This is a genomic window from Deinococcus peraridilitoris DSM 19664 (genome assembly GCF_000317835.1).
GTDB classification, from domain to species: Bacteria; Deinococcota; Deinococci; order Deinococcales; family Deinococcaceae; genus Deinococcus_A; species Deinococcus_A peraridilitoris.
Genome location: NC_019793.1, coordinates 2,298,994 through 2,313,612, shown reverse-complemented (window position 1 = coordinate 2,313,612; position 14,619 = coordinate 2,298,994). Strand labels below are relative to the sequence as shown.

At 70.9% G+C, this 14,619-nt stretch carries 10 protein-coding genes; all 10 read right to left on the bottom strand.

Annotation, left to right across the window (positions count from 1 at the left end; all coding sequences use genetic code 11):
* Positions 1–7: 7 nt before the first annotated feature.
* Entirely contained in the window at positions 8–1,036 is a 1,029-nt protein-coding gene (locus DEIPE_RS11305; RefSeq protein ID WP_015236100.1) for an aminotransferase class I/II-fold pyridoxal phosphate-dependent enzyme, read from the bottom strand.
* Complete coding sequence (cbiB, locus tag DEIPE_RS11300) at positions 1,029–1,937, bottom strand: adenosylcobinamide-phosphate synthase CbiB (RefSeq protein ID WP_015236099.1); 909 nt, start codon at positions 1,935–1,937, stop codon at positions 1,029–1,031. The genes DEIPE_RS11305 and cbiB overlap by 8 nt, the downstream gene beginning before the upstream one ends.
* Positions 1,934–3,310 (bottom strand): cobyrinic acid a,c-diamide synthase CobB, encoded by a 1,377-nt coding sequence (locus DEIPE_RS11295; RefSeq protein WP_015236098.1) that lies wholly within the window; start codon positions 3,308–3,310, stop codon positions 1,934–1,936. The genes cbiB and DEIPE_RS11295 overlap by 4 nt, the downstream gene beginning before the upstream one ends.
* On the bottom strand, positions 3,307–5,166 hold the full coding sequence (locus DEIPE_RS11290; RefSeq protein ID WP_015236097.1) for a VWA domain-containing protein: 1,860 nt from the start codon (positions 5,164–5,166) through the stop codon (positions 3,307–3,309). Before DEIPE_RS11290 ends, DEIPE_RS11295 begins: the two co-directional genes overlap by 4 nt.
* On the bottom strand, positions 5,163–9,518 hold the full coding sequence (locus DEIPE_RS11285) for a cobaltochelatase subunit CobN (protein ID WP_015236096.1): 4,356 nt from the start codon (positions 9,516–9,518) through the stop codon (positions 5,163–5,165). Before DEIPE_RS11285 ends, DEIPE_RS11290 begins: the two co-directional genes overlap by 4 nt.
* Before the next feature lie 64 nt (positions 9,519–9,582).
* The gene (locus DEIPE_RS11280) at positions 9,583–10,689 is read right to left on the bottom strand and encodes a CobW family GTP-binding protein (protein WP_015236095.1); all 1,107 of its coding nucleotides are present in this window, start codon (positions 10,687–10,689) and stop codon (positions 9,583–9,585) included.
* Positions 10,686–12,290 carry a precorrin-3B C(17)-methyltransferase gene (gene cobJ, locus DEIPE_RS11275; RefSeq protein WP_015236094.1) on the bottom strand — a complete coding sequence of 535 codons (1,605 nt, stop codon included), beginning with the start codon at positions 12,288–12,290 and terminating at the stop codon, positions 10,686–10,688. The genes DEIPE_RS11280 and cobJ overlap by 4 nt, the downstream gene beginning before the upstream one ends.
* Positions 12,287–13,033, bottom strand: coding sequence for a cobalamin biosynthesis protein (locus DEIPE_RS11270; RefSeq protein ID WP_015236093.1), 747 nt, complete (start codon positions 13,031–13,033; stop codon positions 12,287–12,289). The genes cobJ and DEIPE_RS11270 overlap by 4 nt, the downstream gene beginning before the upstream one ends.
* Complete coding sequence (cobM, locus tag DEIPE_RS11265) at positions 13,030–13,797, bottom strand: precorrin-4 C(11)-methyltransferase (RefSeq protein ID WP_015236092.1); 768 nt, start codon at positions 13,795–13,797, stop codon at positions 13,030–13,032. The genes DEIPE_RS11270 and cobM overlap by 4 nt, the downstream gene beginning before the upstream one ends.
* Complete coding sequence (gene cobI / locus DEIPE_RS11260) at positions 13,794–14,612, bottom strand: precorrin-2 C(20)-methyltransferase (RefSeq protein WP_245557531.1); 819 nt, start codon at positions 14,610–14,612, stop codon at positions 13,794–13,796. The genes cobM and cobI overlap by 4 nt, the downstream gene beginning before the upstream one ends.
* Positions 14,613–14,619 lie beyond the last annotated feature (7 nt).

Genomic DNA, 14,619 nt, shown 5'->3' with positions numbered 1-14,619 from the left:
CAGGGCCCTACCCACCCAATACCTCCGAAACTGCCTGAACGAGGCGGGCGTTCTCGTGGGGTAGGCGGGCCGAGATCCGCACCCGCCCGGGAAAGCCGTAACTCGTGCAGTCGCGCACCTTCACGCCGCGCGTGAGGAGCTGCGCCGTCACGCCGCGTGCATCGCCGACACTCATCGTGAAATAGGGTAGCGCTTCGTCGTGGACAGGGGCGAGTGCGCGCAGCTCCGCCTTGAGGGCGCGGGCCGCGTCCTGCCAGCGCGGCAGGCTTTCATGCACGAATTCCTGGGCAGCGGGCAGCGCGCGCAGCAGCGCCAGGGTCGGCGCCCCGACGCTCCAGGCGGGCGCGAGGTTCACCAGGACCGCCGCGACCTCGGGAGCGGCCAGGGCGTAGGCGGGACGCACCCCCACCAGGCCGTGCAGCTTGCCGGGCGAGTGCAGGCGCACCAAGGCCGGGTGAGGGGGCACGGGTTCCAGAGCGGGCGCGAGGCCGACGTAGGCCTCGTCGAGAATCAGCAGGGCCCCCATCTCCCGGCAGGTGTCTGCAAGGGCTGTCGCGTTCTCGGCGACCAAGCTGACACCCAGCGGATTGTGCGGCCGGCACAGGTAGACCAGGGTGGGTGACTCCGCGTGGACGGCCTCGCGCGCCCCTTCGGGCTCCACGACCGACAGCGCGGCCCCCTGCAGCGCGGCGGCGCGGGCGAACTCCCCGAAGGGGGCAAGCACCGACAGCACCCGGTCATGGCCGCCCAGGTACGCGCGCGCGAGCCGGTGCAGCAGTTCGGACGCGCCCGTGGCGGGGACCACCTCTGCAGGGGACACCCCGTGCCAGGCGGCCAGCACTTCCTGCTCGGCGCGCATGCCAGGATCGGGGTAGGCGCCGAGGTCCGCCGCCCGCGCCGCCGCGAGCAAGACCGGGTTGGGCCCCAGAGGATTGGTGTTGACGCTGAAGTCGATCCCGGCAAAGGGAGCGGTGCCGGGCCCGCCGTGCGGCGCGCGGGGCAACTGCGGATGGCGGGGCTGTGGCCCTTCAGGCACGCCCTCCCCCGATCAGCAGCACTGCCCCGAGCGCCAGCGCCGCCGCGGCGAGCCGCAGGCCCCCTGCGAGGTCGCCCGCCTGGGGTGCCCGGCCTGCCGCGTTGAGGATGTAGTGTCCGCGTTTGTCCAGCCGCACGCCCAGCGCGCCCGCCGCGACCGACATGGGATGACCGGCGTTCGGGGAGCTGGTGAGGTGTGCGTCTGCGCGCCAGACCCGCGTGGCCCGCGCGGCGTCCTCTCCGGTCACGCGGGTTCCCAGCAGAATCAGCAGCGCGCTCACCCGCGCGGGCAAAAGGTTCAGCGCGTCGTCGGCGCGCGCGGCCACTTTTCCGTTCCACTCCAGTTCCGGTGTCCGGTAGCCCCACATGGCGTCGGCGGTGTTGGCAAAGCGGTAGAGGTACGCCAGCCCCAACCCGCCCAGCTGAAAGGCCAGCAGCGGTCCCACCACCGAATCCGACAGATTCTCGAACAGGCTCTCCAGGGCCGCGCCCGCCACCTCTTCCTCCATGAGGTCGCCCGTGTCGCGGCTGACGAGGTGCCAGGACAGCATCTGCCGTGCCTGCGCGAGGTCACCGGCGCGCAACGGCCGCTCGACCTCGCCCACTGCCCGAAACAGACCGCGCGCCGAAAAGGTCGGCTTGAGCAGCGCCGCCAGCGCCAGATCGCGCAGAGGGCGCGGCAGGGCCTTCACGGCCCCCTGCGCTCCTCGCCCGAACGCGTAACTCCCGGCCGCTCCCAGTGCCCACCACGCCGCGCCCTGCAGCAGCTGACCGCGCGCACCCCGCGCCTGCCAGCGGCGGCGGGCGAACTGCAGGTAGTTCCCCATCAGCACCACGGGGTGGACTTTCGCGGGCGGCTCTCCCAGGGTGAGGTCGAGCAGCACGGCCAGGGGGACGCTCACGGGCTCGCCTCCGGCGTGCCCTGTGCCTCCTGGGTCCGCCCCGTCCACCGCGCGGCCAGCTCTACAAAGTGCTCCGCCGCTTCAGGGTGGGCGGCGAGGTGCAGGTGAACGTAGCTGGCCAGGACGTTTCCCGCCGCGTACCCTTCGGTTTCGCCTCCGCCCACCCGTCCGTACGCGGGCGGCTGCAGGGGCGTCTCCAGCTCGGAAAAGTGAAACTCGTGACCGCGCAGCCCTGTTCCGGCCGGACCGTAGGGAGTCTGCGAGCGGGTGACGACCTCGCGGTATCCCAGGATCGGGCGCTGGCGCATGACCGTACGGGCGGGAATCACACCGCACATGCGGTGAGAGCGCCCGCCCAGGTCGCGCAGCGTCTCGCCGAGGTACATCAGCCCACCGCACTCGGCGATCACCGGACGGCCCGAGGCCGCAAAAGAGCGCACCGAGGCGCGCATGGCCGTGTTCGCGCTCAGGGGAGCGGCGTGCAGTTCCGGGTAGCCGCCGCCGATCAGGAGGGCGCCCGCGTCGGGAACGCACCCGTCTCGCAGGGGCGAGAACTCGATCAGTTCGGCGCCGAGGTCGCGCAGAACGTCGAGCGCGTCCGGGTAATAGAAGTTGAAGGCCTCGTCACGCGCCAGGGCGATGCAGGCGCGGGCCGGTCGTGGGGTGCGCGGCAACAGGGCGGGCGGGTCGGGCAGGGGGGGACTGGAGCGCGCGACCTCCAGCAGCCCGGGCAGGTCGAGCTGCTGCGCGGCATGCGTCAGCGCCGCATGGTCGATGCGGGCTTCTCCCGCCAGGACGAGCCCCATGTGCCGCTCGGGCACCCCGACCCGCTCGTCACGAGGCAGAAAGCCAAAGGAGCGCACCCCAACCTGCGCCAGGGCCGCTTCGCACAGCCTCGCGTGCCGCTCGCTGCCCACCCGGTTGAGGATCACGCCCGCGATGTTCAGGTCCGGCGCGAACCGGGCAAAGCCCAGCGCCATCGCGGCGGCGGAGCGGGCCGCTCCCCGCACGTCGAGGACCAGCACGACGGGCACCCCCAGACGCCGGGCCAGGTCGGCGGTGCTGGCGTCGTCGCTGAGAGGGTCGCGGCCGTCAAAGAGGCCCATCACCCCCTCAATGATCGAGACGTCTGCACCGCGCGCCGCGCGCACGAACAGCGCTTCGAGCGTGCCGGGGGGCAGCAGAAAGGAATCGAGGTTGCGCGCCGCCACCCCGGCGGCCGCCCCGAGGTGCGTGGGATCAAGGTAGTCCGGGCCGGCCTTGAAGGGCTGCACCCGCAATCCGTGCGCCCGCAGGCCCGCCAGGATGGCTGCCGTGACGGTCGTCTTGCCTGCCCCCGAGTGCGGCGCGGCGACGATCAGGCGTGGCGTCATGGCGTGCCCCGGTACTGAGCGGCTGCCGATGGGGTCCTCGCGCGCAGGGCCAGCGTGAGGGTCTCGGCGGACAGCGCCTCGGGCGTCAGGCACTCGGCCCCCAGGGCCCGCGCGAGTTCGGCGGCGCGCCCGGCACGCACGACGCCTGTTTCGGTATCCAGCACCAGGGCGGGTGTGCCCGCCAGGGCGGCGGCGGCGCTCAGGGTCTGCGCCCAGGCGTCCCCGCCGCCCGGCAGCGGCACGTTGCCCCGACCATCGGTCAGCACGACCAGCAGGGCGCCGTCCTGCCGGGAATGCAGCACCTCGCCCGCCAGCGTGAGGGCGTGCGCGAGCGGCGTGCGCCCGCCGGTCGGCAGCTGCTGCAGGGCCCGCTGCGCGGTGTCGGTGTCACGCGTGAAGGGCAGCAGCAGCTCGGCGCGGACACCCCGAAAGGCGATCACACCCACCTCGTCGCGGCGCGCGTAGGCATCGGCCAGCAGGCCCAGGGCCGCGCCCTTCACGGCCTCCATGCGCGCGCGCGCGCCCATGCTGCCGCTGGCGTCCACGACGAACAGCACCCGCACGCCGGTGCGCTCCTCTCGCACCCGCTCGTAAAGGTCGTCGCGGGTGACGCTGAGCGGGGTGCCCGCACGGGCCGCACGGTCGGCGGCGCTCAGCAGGGTGGTGCTCACGGCCAGGCTGCCGGGCTGTTCGTTTTTCCGCTCACGCACGGTGCGCCCGCGCGGCGCGCCCTGGCTGAGCGAGGAGCGTCCGCTCTGTTCACCCGGCGCGCCGCGCAGCTCGATGCGCGCGACCCCCCGGGATGACGCCGTGAAGGTGGCTTCCGGGTGGGTATCAGTTTCCGTGGGAAGCGCGCCGTCCTCGGGACCGTTGTCCTGGGGCTCGGGGTCCTGAGGTTCACCCAGTTCGCCGGGTTCGCCTGGCACGTCCCGGGGTGGGGGCGGCTGCAGCCCGTCCAGCAGCTCGTCGAGGTCCTGCCCGTCCTGCCCGCCCCCGGGCTGCAGTGGGTTCTGGCGCCCACGGTGCGCGAGCACCAGGGGCGCGGCGCGCTTCACGTCCTCCAGCGTCACCGTTTCGCGGCCCTCCAGGGCGGCCAGGGCCCGCGTGGCGCGGTGCAGCACGAGGTCGGCCCGCAGGCTGCGCACGCCGAACGACCGGCACAGGGCGCTGATGGTTTCCAGCAGCCCGTCGGGCAGCTCCACGCCCGGCAGCCGAACGCGCGCGTCATGCAGGGCCCGGCGCAGGGCGTCCTGTTCCGCCTGCCAGCCCGCCGCGTAGGCGTGCGGGTCCGCTTCGTAGCGCACCCGCCGCCGCACGATTTCCGCGCGCTCGCGGGGGTCGTCGGGCGTAGCGACCTCCACGCACAACCCGAAACGGTCGAGGAACTGCGGACGCAAGTTGCCCTCCTCGGGATTCATGGTCCCCACCAGGGAAAAGACCGCCGCGTGCTCGGCGCTCAGGCCTTCACGCTGCACGCGGTTGACGCCCATGGCGGCCACGTCGAGCAGCACGTCCACCAGATGATCGGGCAGCAGGTTCACCTCGTCGATGTACAGCACACCACCGTGCGCCTGCGCGATCAGGCCGCGCTGCAGCGCCTTCTCGCCTTTCAGGGCGCGCTCCAGATCGAGGGTGCCGATCACGCGGTCCTCGGTTGCGCCGAGGGGCAGCGTGACGAAGGGCGCTCGCTCTTCCCCGCCCGGCATCAGCTCGGCGAGCGCGCGGGCGGTGGTGCTCTTGGCGCTGCCCTTGTCCCCGCGCACCAGCACCCCTCCCACCGCCGGATTGACCGCCAGCAGCAGCAGCGCCAGCTTCAGGTCGTCCTGCCCCACGATGGCGCTGAACGGGAAGCTCACCGCTCTCCTCCCAGGGTGGGCGAGACGGGCGCGCGGCGCCCCGCCTCACCACGCGCTTCCAGCCACGCTTCGCTGTCCAGGTGCAATTGCTGCAGCTGTCTCAGGGTCTCTTCCTGCGGCGCCCACATCCCGCGCGCGTTCGCTTCGAGCAGGCGGTCGGTGATGGCGTTGAGCGCCCAGGGATTGGACTCGCGCAGAAAGTCCTGGGTGTCCGGATTCAGCGCGTACTCCTGGGCCACGCCCTCGTACATGAAGTCGTGCGCCACCTGCGCGGTCGCGTCGAAGCCGAACAGGTAATCGACGGTGGCGGTGAGTTCCAGCCCGCCCTTGTAGCCGTGACGTTTGATGCCCTCCAGCCACTTGGGATTCACGACGCGCGAGCGGTACACCCGCAGGGCCTCTTCCTGCAGATCGCGCACGCGGGCGCGCTCGGGGTTCTGGGTGTCGCCGAAGTAGTGCCGGGGCTGCGCCCCCGACAGGCTGCGAATCGAGGCGATCATGCCGCCAAAAAACTGCAGGTAGTCGTCGCTGTCAAAGAGGTCATGTTCGCGGTTGTCCTGGTTGTGCAGCGCCACCTGGGTGTGCGCGAGACGCTCGCGGAAGTCGTCACGGGCGTCCACCCCGCTCTCCCCGGCCGTGTACGCAAAGCCACCCCAGTTCACATACGCGCGTGTGAAGTCCTCGTCGCCCTGCCAGTTGCCTTCCTGGATGAGCGGCAGGATCCCTGCGCCGTAGGCGCCCGGAGCGCTGCCGAAAATGCGGTAGGACGCGCGCGCCTGCGCTTCCTCGGGCGGCAGGTCGGCCAGACGCGTCGCGAGGTCGTCGAGGTAGTGCTTGCGGGGGTAGTTCTGCTCGGGGGGTTCGTCGGCGTGCATGGCCAGCTGTACGGCGTCGTCGAGCAGTTGGATCAGGTGCGGAAAGGCGTCGCGGAAAAAGCCGCTGATGCGCGCCGTCACGTCGATGCGGGGACGCCCGAGCTCGGCCAGGGGCACGAGCTCCACACCGTCCACCCGGCGGCTCTGCGGGTGCCAGGTGGGCCGCGCGCCGAGCAGGGCCAGGATCTCGGCGACGTCGTCACCCTGGGTGCGCATGGCGCTCGTGCCCCACACGCTGATGCTGACGTTCTCGGGGTACTGGCCGCTTTCACGCAGGAAGCGCGCCAGGACCTCACGCGCGAGGCTCTCCCCCACCTGCCAGGCCGCCTGCGACGGCAGGGCGCGCGGATCCACGGCGTAAAAGTTGCGCCCCGTGGGCAGAATGTGCGCCATACCGCGCGACGGTGCGCCGCTCGGCCCGGCGGGCACGTACTCGCCCGCAAGCCCGTGCAACAGGTGATCGATTTCGGCGCTGGTCGCGTCGAGGTTGGGCTTGAGCTGTGCACACACGAAATCGAGGGTGCGGGGCAACCCGCCCCATTCTTCGCGGGCTCCGAAGACTTCGGTGAGGACCGCGGGAATACGGGCCGCATCGAAGGTCTCGCGCTGCAGCAGCTGGTAGAGGTGCAAGGCCAGCTCGTCGATCAGCTCGAGGACGTCCGCGTGCGTGAAGAGCGCGCGACCGGCGAGGTTGTTGAGCTCTGGGGACGTTTCGGCGAGCCGCGCGCCGGGCCGCTCCAGCAGGGCGCCGTGGTCGAGGCCCAGTAACCGGGCAATCTCGCTTCCCACGCCGGGCACGTCGAGGTTGGCGAGGCGGGTGAGGGCGCGCAGCATCTCGGGCAGGTGTTCACCCGCCGGCACCTGACCCAGGACGTGCAGCCCGTCACGAATCTGCGCGGCGCCGATCTCGCAGAGGTAGCCGTCGATGTCCTCGAGCAGGTGCGCGACCTCGTCCCCGCGCATTTCAGCCAGGGTGACCGGCACGCCCTCGGGAGTGAATTCGTCGTCCCATTCGTGCACGTGGTCGCCGTGATCGCGCCGCAGCACCTGGCCGAGGTCAAGGCCCAGGTCGCTGCCGAGGTTGGTCTGCTGCACCAGCGCCCAGATCTGCCCTTGCAGCAGGGGCAGCTTGGCGGGATCGAGCAGTTCGAGCTGGTAGTACTCGTCGACCAGCGCCGCGAGCTCGGCGAGGGGACCATAGGTGTCGGCGCGCGTGAGGGGCGGCGGCAGGTGATCGATCACGACCGCGTGCGCGCGCCGTTTGGCCTGGGTGCCCTCGCCGGGATCGGAGAGGATGAAGGGATAAAAGAGCGGCAGGTCGCCCAGCAGCGCGTCCGGAAAGCAGTTGGCGCTGAGGCCCACGCCCTTGCCGGGCAGCCATTCCAGCGTACCGTGCTTCCCGACGTGCACGATGGCGTCGGCGCCCCAGCCGCCCTCCTCCGGGCTTTCCCGCAGCCAGCGGTACAGGGCGTAGTAGTGGTGGGTGGGTGGCAGTTCCGGGGTGTGGTAGATCGCGTCGGGGTCCATGCCGTACCCGCGCGGAGGCTGCAGCGCCACGAAGGCGTTGCCGAGCTCCAGGCCCGCGAAGGCCAGCTGAGCGCCGTGCACGTACGCCTCGCCGGGGGCCTCGCCCCACTGCTTGACCATCCGGCGCTGCAGGGTCGGGGGAAGCTCGGCAAACCACTCCCCGTAGCGCTCCACGCTGACCTGCCCGGCGGCGCGCCCCAGCTGCGCGGGCGTCAGGTAGAGCTGGTCGTAGGCGCAGCGGTCGATCAGTTCGTGAATGAGGGCGTCGGGCGTGGCGGGCAGTTCTCCGACGTCGTACTCGTGCGCCCGCAGCGCCTGCAGCAGGGCGAGCAGCGAGGCGGGCGCGTCGAGCCCCACGGCGTTGCCGATCTGGCTGGCCTTGCTGGCCGAATTGGTGAACACGAAGGCGATGCGTTTCTCGCTGTTCGCGAGCCAGCGCAGGCGGGCCAGGCCGCGCGCCTGACCCGCGACGCGCGCGCAGCGCTCGAGGTCGGGAACGAAACGCGCGCCGTCCTGGTCGCGCTCCTTGAAGGACACCGGCACGCTGATGATGCGGCCGTCGAATTCGGGCAGCGCGACGTTCATGGCGGTGTCGAGCGGGTTCAGGCCCCGCGCGCTCGTTTCCCAGGGACCGCGCGCGCCCCCGCTCGTGACGGCCTGCAGCACCGGCACGCCCAGACGCTCCAGGGCGCCCACCGACCAGCCGGCGTTCGTGACCCCGCCCGCGTTCACCTCGCCCATCGCAAAGGACAGGGTGTTGATCAGCACATCCACCAGCGGGGTGCCGCCGGAGTCCTGCAGGAACTGAAACACCGCGGGCTGACCCTCGTGCGTGGCCTTGAGGCTCGTGGTGAACACCGGCAGGGCGTTCAGGCCCGCGTCGTCCAGGGCGCGCACCAGCGCGTCGACAAAGGCGGTGTTGCCGCTCAGGGCGTGGGCCCGGTAAAAGGTCAGGCCTGCCGTGGGCCGCTCGGGCCGCGCGAGGCGTGACCAGTCCTCCAGGGTGGCGTGCTCGGGCAGGTCGGGGTGATAAAGACCGTGCTCGGGCAGCGCGAGGGGCGGCGCGAAGCCGAAGCCGGTCAGGCGCAGTGAGTCCGAGAGAAAGCACAGCAGTTCGCGGATGTTCTGCCAGCCACCCGCCTGCAGGTACGCCAGGGCGTCCTGCTGCACTCGCGGCGGGGCCGAGCTGCTCGCCGCGAGTTCCGGGTCGCTTTCCCCGGTGCCGCTGAGCAGCAGCAGGCGCTGCCCGGCCCGGCGGGCATGATCGAGCAGCAGCCCGTAGCCCGGCACACCCGAAAGGCGGCCGTGAATCCGCGCCACGACGATTTCGGCCCCGCCAACCGCGCCGCTGAGCAGTTGCTGCATCTGCGCGTCGCTGCGAATACCGCTCAGGCTCACGCCCGTCACGAGCGGAAACTCCGGCGGGAAGCTGTCACGCGCCGCGTCGAGGCACAATAGATCGGTGTCGGCGTGGGTCAGAAAGGCGATCCCGCTCAGCGCCTCCGGGGAAGCGTCCGCTTCAGGCGCCACTTTCGCTGCTCCGCCCTCTTCGCGCCCGTCCCAGGTGTAATAGTTGAAGGTGTACTCCAGCAGTTCGGGCGGCGGGGGCAGAAAACGGTCGGCGGCCAGCATCGCCTCGACGTAGTCGTAAATGGCGCGCACCTGCCAGGCGTCATTCACGCTGTGAAACCACACGCTGTGACCGTCAAAGAGCAGCTGCGCGACGTTGGCGAGCGTGCAGGGTCCCAGGCAGCCGCTTTTGGTGAGGTGCACGCGGTTTCGCAGCTTGCGGCGAATCCACTCGTCTTTATAGACATCGACCGGCACGGCGGCGTAGCCGCGCTTCACGTGACCGCAGCAGCATCCGTGGTAGCAGTAGCTGAGGTGGCCGCGTCTCTGCACGACATTGATGGTCTTTCCGTCGACCCGGGTGACGCGCTGGCGTTTCATATCCTGCCTCCTGCCCACGAGGGGTGACACCGACTCCTGAATCCAGGATGGGACAAGTCCCGTATCAGGCCCAGCTCTTTCCGGTCAGTTCGGTGATGCGCGCCGCGACATGCTTGCGGCGCGGATGGTACCCGATGAAGATGATTTCGGAAGGACCCTCCACGCGAACATCGTCCGTGCGGGTCTCGACGCGCGTGCGCACCGCCTGCACCACGAGGCGCCCCTCGGGCAGGCGCGCGAAGCCCTTGGCGCGCAGCAGCGGGAATTCCTGCGTGACGCTGCGGATCGCGCCGAGCAGCTCGCCCGGGTGTTGCGCCTCGTCGCTGCGCAGGCGGAAGGATTGCCAGCCGTTGTCGTGCTCGTGAAAGTGCTCGTGCGTGCTGAGGCTGTGGACGTGCGCGCCGAGGCCGCCGTGGCTGTGCCCGTCGAGCACGCGCTGATCGGCCAGCGGCGCGTCGCCCTCGCCGGGCGCCGTGCGGACGGGTCCATGATGGTGTCCGCCCGCGCGGGCATGCTCGTGCAGGTGCAGGCCCAGCGTGAGCCGGGTGTCGAGCCTGGCGCCGTACGCCGTTTCCATGAAGCGCACTCCCGGCGCGAGCCGGCGCAGCTGTTCCTCGGCCCTGAGCAGCTCGTCTTCGCTCAGGGCGTCGATCTTGTTGAGCACCACGACATCGGCGAATTCCAGCTGCTGCCCGAACAGGCTCGCGACGCTGCCCTGCACGTCCTGTGCGCCGGGTACGGGTTTCCCGGCCCGAAAAGCGCCCTCCAGCAGCAGGGGGGTATCCACCACCGCCAGGGTGGCGTCGAGCACGAAGTCATCGCGGAACTCCTCGCTTTGCAGCACCACGAAGATCGCGGTGGGCACTGCCAGCCCGGAGGTTTCGATCAGCACGTGGTCGATCAGGGAGCGGCGCTCGCGCAGGGCGCGCAGGGTCGGCGCGAAGGCGTCGTCGTTACCGTAGGCGACCAGGCCGCCGGGCAGGTCGTGAATCTCGACGTGCTCTCCTTGCGGAGCGCCGCGCAGCAGCGCGCCGTCGATGCTGACCTCACCGAATTCGTTCACGATGACCGCGAGGCGGCGGTCATGGGTAGTGCCCAGCAGGTTGGAGAGCAGGGTGGTTTTGCCGGACCCGAGAAAGCCGGTGACGACGGTGACGGGAATCTGCTTCATGCGAGTTCGGTCCTTTCGAGAGAGGAACGCAGGGCGCGCAGCACGTCGGCGCGGGCGCTGTAGCGGTTGGGGTAGGGCAGGCTGGGACGCTCCACGACCAGCAGTGGCACCTCCAGGGCGCGGGCGGCGGCAAGCTTCTCTGAAAAACCGCCCGCGTCGCCGGAATCCTTGGTGACCACCAGATCGATGTTCCAGGCGCGCCAGAGCGCTTCGTTGAAGTCACGGCCGAAGGGGCCCTGCATGGCGCACAGGTGCGCGCGTGGCAGGCCGGCGCGCACGGCGGCGGCGATCACGCTTTCCTGCGGGGTCACGCGCGCGAACCACACGCGCCCGTCGGCACCGGGGGCCTTCAGGAAGGTCGTGAGGTCCTTGCTGCCCGTCGCGAGGAAGATGCGCCGTCCACGCTCCACGGCCTGCGCGGCGGCGTCGGTCATGCTGGCGCAGCGAAGCACGCCCTGCGCCTCTGGCAGGGTGGCGTCCGGCAGGGTGCTGGGGCGCTCGAAGCGCAGGTAGGGCAAGGCGAGTTCGTGAGCGAGTTCGAGCAGCTGCTCACTCATCTCGCCCGCATACGGGTGGGTGGCGTCGAGGATGGCGCGCGCCCCGCTCTCGCGCAGCAGGCGGCGACGCGCCTCCACGCCGAGACGTCCGCTGACGACGTACGCGCCGGGCACAGACGCCTGCGCGCGCTCCCCGCCGTACTCGCTGGCAGTCGACACCACGACGCTGTGTCCTTCGCGCACCAGGTCGGCGGCGAGGGCGTTGCCGTCGCTCGTGCCGCTGAACACCCACACGGCCTGCGGCGGGGGAAGCGTGGCGGGGGCGTCTTCTCGCTCCGCGTCCCAGTCGTTGTACCCGCGGGGCGTGAACATCCAGCGTCCCTTGCGGCGCGTGAAGCGGTTGCCGATCACCAGGGAGGTCAGCATGTCGAATTCGCGCGTCAGCAACTCGTGCAGGGTGGTGACCTCGACCGTCTGGTCGGGCCGGTAGGCGTTGCGCACAATTCCGCACACGGTATCGGGCCGTTTGTGCTCCAGCATCAGCTGCAGCACCTTGTAGACACCCTCGCGGCGGCCCTGGCTCTGCACGTTGTACATCACGCACGCCAGGTCCGCCTGCGCGATGTGCCGCGCGCGCGTCTCGATCCACTCCCAGGGGCACAGCAGGTCGGACAGGCTGAGGGTCGCGAAGTCGTGCGAAAGCGGAGAGCCCAGCAGCGAGGCGCAGGCGTTCGCCGCGGTGATGCCGGGAATGACCTGCACCTGGAGCGTGTCGTCCTCGCGCAGTTCCTCGAAGGCCAGGGCGGCCATGGCGTACACGCCGATGTCGCCGCTCGACACCAGCGAGACGGTGCGGCCCTGCCGGGCCAGATCGAGGGCGAGTTCGGCGCGTTCCTTTTCACGGGTCAGCGGCGGGGCGTGAATCTCCTTGCCCTCGATCCACGGCCCGATCCAGCGCAGGTAGAGTTCATAGCCGACGATGACGTCACTGGCCTGCAGAGCCTCACGTGCGGCGTCCGGAATCAGGGCCGCGTCTCCCGGCCCCACCGACACCAGAAACAGCATCCCGCCCGCTTGCCCGCTGCCGACAACTTGATTCCTCATGCAGCCTCCCAGGAGTCCTGAGCGACGGCGACGGCGACGCCGTTCAGGGTGGTTTTCGGAACGAGCAGGGTAGCGCGCGCGCTCGCCAGGAGCGCGCAGGGCTCACAGACGCCCACGGCCCCGACGTGACGCTCGACCCAGGCAGACGGCCGCGTCACCCAGGGACGGGCGGCCAGCGCGGCGCGCGAAAAGATGCGCAGTGGCAGGCCGTGCCACTCGCAGAATTCCAGCAGGCCGCGCTCCTGCGCCTTGAGGTCGACCGTGGCCACTTCACGGACTTCACCGAGGTCGCGCGTTCCGAGGGCGAGCTTCACGCACGCCTCGATGGCCTCGGCGCGAGCGCCAAGGCGGCAGCCGACGCCCAGGGTGAGGGGCCGGACTGCTTCGGAAGCGGTCGTGACGATGGGCACGGCGTTCACGGCGTTCGCGACCCGGTAGGCCAGGCGGTTGGCGCCGCCTTCGTGGCCGCACAGCAACGACACCGCGAAGTGCGCGCCCTCGTCGAGCACCACGACCGCCGCGTCACGGCGCTTGTCCGTCATCAGGCCGTCCAGAAAGCGCACCGCGATGCCGGTCGTGCCGATCAGCACCCACTGCGCGCGGGTCGGGTAGAGGCGCGCAAAGACCTCCCGGCTGCGGCCTTCCTGCAGCCAGGGCCGCACGACCTCTCCCCCGACCGCCTCGGCGACGCGCTGCCCCAGCGCCTCGGCAGCAGGCCGCACGAGCCACACCCCGACACTCACGCGCCGCTCCTGGCCTTGCGAAAGCGGTGCGCGTAGGCGGCCGAGTACAGCCGTGACTCGACACCGTCCTGATGGTCGAGGGCCTCGCCGATCAGGCACATGGTGGTGAGCTGCCACTCGCTCACCCGGATTTCGTCCAGGATGCGCGCCAGGGTGCTGCGGTGCACGCGCTGCTCCGGCCACGAGGCGCGCTGCACGAGCGCGATGGGTGTGTCGGGACCGTAGTGCGCCAGCAGGTCCTCCACGATGGTGGGCAGCTGTGGCCCGGACAGGAAGATGCACAGGGTCGCGCGGTGCGCGGCGAGCCCGGCCAGGGCCTCTTTTTCCGGCACGGGCGAGGCGCGGCCCGAGACACGCGTGAGAATGATCGTCTGGGACACCTCGGGCTTGGTGAGTTCCTCGCCCAGCGCCGCGGCCGCGGCGGTAAAGCTCGAGACGCCCGGCACGACCTCGTAGGGAATGCCGTTTCTCTCCAGGCGGCGCATCTGCTCGGCGGTCGCGCCGTAGATGGCCGGGTCACCCGAGTGCAGCCGCACGACGTCCACTCCAGCCTCCCGGGCGCGCGCGTAGACCGCCTGCTGCTCTTCAAGGTCGAGCGCGGCGGTGTCGATGAGCTCGGCGTCCGCACGGCAATGCTCCAGCACCGCCTCCGGCACCAGGGACCCGGCGTACATCACGATGCGCGCCCCCGCCAGCAGGCGCGCGCCGCGCAGGGTGATGAGGTCGGGCGCGCCCGGTCCGGCCCCCACGAAGTACACTTTCATGCCTGGCCTCCCGCACGGGCGGTGCCCGCGCTCGAACTGTTGCGCGGCGGCGCCTTGCGGATCAGCAGGGTGCTGAGGTAGCCCAGGCGCTCACCTGTGGCCTGTGTCAGGTCTGTGGCCTGTGCCAGGTTTGAGGGTGCGGTCAGGTCCCCGCTCAGGTCCCCGCTCAGGTCATGGTGCAGCGCTTCACCGGGCAGGCCGAGGCGCGCCGCGAGCACGCAGTGCTGCGCGATGCCCAGGTCGTGCAGCAGCGTCCGCACCGCGCCGAAGCGCTGGGCGATCTTCATCAGGATCACCACGTCGTGGGTCTCGATTTCCCGGCGCAACTGCGCCATGTCGTCCGGGCAGGGCAGGATCAGGGTGCGCTCCTTGCCTTCCCCCAGCGGAAATTCCAGCGCGGCGGCAGCGGCGGCGTAACTCGTCACGCCGGGAAACGTGATTCGCGGCGCCTCGGGGAGTTCCTCGCGCAGGGCGGCCAGGGTGTAGCCATAGGTGCTGTAGGTGAAGGTGTCACCGATGGTGAGGTAGGCCACGTCCCGCCCGGCGCGGAGTTCATGGGCGATCTCGCGCGCGAGCTGGGCGTACTGCCGCGCGAGCTGCGCCGGGTCGGTGTTCATGAAGAACTCCACCTCGCGGAAGCGCTCTTCGGGCAGGCCCAGGCCGCGCAAACAGTGCCGGGCGACCGAGTCCCCCGAGACGCTGGAGCGCGGGGTGAAGATCACGTTCACCGTGCGCAGCGCCTCCAGCGCCGCGACCGGCAGCAGCCCCTGCGGACCGGGACCGACACCGACCCCGTAAAAAGTACCGGGCTTCAAGCGGCCG

Bases quoted from the DNA above. Each gene is read 5' to 3' on its own strand.
- cobM (WP_015236092.1), bottom strand. From the start codon at position 13,797: ATGAAAGTGTACTTCGTGGGGGCCGGACCGGGCGCGCCCGACCTCATC.
- DEIPE_RS11295 (WP_015236098.1), bottom strand. From the start codon at position 3,310: ATGACGCCACGCCTGATCGTCGCCGCGCCGCACTCGGGGGCAGGCAAG.
- cobJ (WP_015236094.1), bottom strand. From the start codon at position 12,290: ATGAGGAATCAAGTTGTCGGCAGCGGGCAAGCGGGCGGGATGCTGTTT.
- DEIPE_RS11285 (WP_015236096.1), bottom strand. From the start codon at position 9,518: ATGAAACGCCAGCGCGTCACCCGGGTCGACGGAAAGACCATCAATGTC.
- DEIPE_RS11280 (WP_015236095.1), bottom strand. From the start codon at position 10,689: ATGAAGCAGATTCCCGTCACCGTCGTCACCGGCTTTCTCGGGTCCGGC.